The organism is Priestia sp. P5_B4 (assembly GCF_056400385.1).
The window spans coordinates 1-1,871 of record NZ_JBFULJ010000752.1 but is presented as its reverse complement, the minus strand read 5'-3'; the positions used below and the strand labels follow the sequence as shown (position 1 = coordinate 1,871).

Below are 1,871 nucleotides of genomic sequence, written 5' to 3'. Positions count from 1 at the left end.
CACTGATGCAAATGCATAAAAGGATGTTAAAATATGCGTAGATAAGTCAAAAGCGGACATAGATGTCGGGGCAGGCTTGTATTCGTAGTGACCTGCTTCAATTTTGTTGATTAATTCATTAGTTACGTTTCGATGTGCTAAAAAGTGATGAGTCATTTGTTCAACTGTCATGATAAAAGGCTCCTTTATTATGTATTCGCTTCTGAGTATAGCATCTGGAAATCAGAAAGCGAAGAAAAAACTTTAACAAAAAGAAAAACAGCTGCACGTGAGCAGCTGCTTTTCTTTTTATTAGAAATTACGTTGTTTTAATTCTTCAAGCAATAACTCCATACCTTCGCGGCTTAAAGTTAATTTGCCATCTGCGATTGTTACGTTGTCAGAAGATACTTCGCCAGTAATCGCACAAGCACCGTTCGGCTCATATTTCTTTAAAATAATTCGATCTGTTTCGACAAAAATTTCAACAGGATCTTTTACATCTATTTCAAGAACACGTCTTAACTCTTTAGGAATTACGATACGACCTAAATCATCTACTTTTCTTACAATACCAGTCGATTTCATTTTTTAATCACCTTTACTTTTATATTTTATTGAGTACGCAAAATATTATTTTTGGAATTTCTAAGATGATTATATACTAGATAACCGCTAAATTTGTCGAAGTTATTAATATGTAAATGAACTGTAATATTATTGAAATATTATCTGTAAATACAAATCCTCCTACAATATGGAATATGTAGGGCTCTTTGTATGATATAGGAGATGCAGGAATTAATTACATTTGACATACAATTTTTTTTATGTTTATACAGCAGCGTGGGGGTAGAGTACATCTAAGCGTGAAAGCAAACAAGTTGAAAAAATGAAGCAAATATGATTAAATTTAAAAAGTAACTTGCTCAAAATAATTAAATCGTAATGATTACGTATTTCAAATAAAAATTATTAAAACGAAAGGATGACAAAGAGTTTGGCTAAAAAATCAAAAGTGGTAAAAGAACAAAAACGTCAAGAGATGGTAGCGAAGTATGCGCAATTACGCCAAGAGCTGAAGGAAAAAGGAGATTACGAAGCGTTAAAAAAATTGCCTAGAGATTCTTCACCAACGCGTTTAAATAATCGCTGCCGCGTTACCGGTCGTCCGCGAGGCTATCTTAGAAAATTTGAAATGTCACGCATCGCGTTTAGGGAATTGGCCTACAAAGGACAAATTCCAGGGGTTAAAAAAGCAAGCTGGTAGTATAAAAGCCCTCATTATGAGGGCTTTTATTATYTATTAGCTGCAAAATATCGAGCAATCCCTTGGTAAATACCTGTAGATATTTGCTGCTGATACGCGTTAGAAGAAACAATTTGCTCATCGTGAGCATTTGATAAAAAGCCTAATTCAAGAAGTACAGCCCGCTGGTTGTTTTCTCGAGTAACATAATAATCTCCAAAACGAACCCCCATATCCTTCATAGAAGGCGCGTTTTCAGCCATGCTTTCTTGAATGTATTTTGCTAATTCTTTATCTTTAGATTCACTGTAATAAAATGATGCGATGCCGTTTGCAGAAGATGAAGTAGACGCGTTATAGTGAATGCTGATAAATGCATCTGCATGCTTTGCTTCACTAACATTCACCCGTCCGCTCAGTGAAATAAAAGTATCGTTTGAACGCGTCATAAATACATTTGCTCCAGCATTAGCTAAGCGGCTTGCCACAAGTTTTGCTGTTGTTAACGCTAAATTTTTCTCAATCGATGACTTGCCTGAAGTGCCAGGATCATATCCGCCGTGCCCAGCGTCTACTACAATAATTTTATCTTTTAAAGCAGCAGATGAGGAAGGCAAGCTAGCTGAAGTTGTAGAATCAGCCG

4 protein-coding genes are annotated in these 1,871 nt (G+C 35.7%); 1 reads left to right on the top strand and 3 read right to left on the bottom strand.

What is annotated here, in order from left to right; all coding sequences use genetic code 11:
- Both AC1DRF_RS25550 and AC1DRF_RS25545 read right to left on the bottom strand, forming a co-directional pair.
- A partial coding sequence (locus AC1DRF_RS25550; protein ID WP_477742021.1) for a DinB family protein occupies nucleotides 1–171 on the bottom strand: 171 nt, incomplete at its 3' end.
- A 120-nt stretch (nucleotides 172–291) separates the two neighbouring features.
- Entirely contained in the window at nucleotides 292–567 is a 276-nt protein-coding gene (locus tag AC1DRF_RS25545; RefSeq protein WP_013057736.1) for an AbrB/MazE/SpoVT family DNA-binding domain-containing protein, read from the bottom strand.
- A gap of 412 nt (nucleotides 568–979) precedes the next feature.
- Between AC1DRF_RS25545 and rpsN the strand changes: the two genes are divergently transcribed.
- Nucleotides 980–1,249 carry a 30S ribosomal protein S14 gene (rpsN, locus tag AC1DRF_RS25540; RefSeq protein WP_013083817.1) on the top strand — a complete coding sequence of 90 codons (270 nt, stop codon included), beginning with the start codon at nucleotides 980–982 and terminating at the stop codon, nucleotides 1,247–1,249.
- A gap of 29 nt (nucleotides 1,250–1,278) precedes the next feature.
- On the opposite strand, the gene AC1DRF_RS25535 is transcribed toward rpsN, so the two are convergent.
- Nucleotides 1,279–1,871: N-acetylmuramoyl-L-alanine amidase family protein (locus AC1DRF_RS25535; protein WP_477742020.1), on the bottom strand; the 593-nt coding region annotated here is incomplete at its 5' end.

Bases quoted from the DNA above. Each gene is read 5' to 3' on its own strand.
- AC1DRF_RS25545 (WP_013057736.1), bottom strand. From the start codon at position 567: ATGAAATCGACTGGTATTGTAAGAAAAGTAGATGATTTAGGTCGTATC.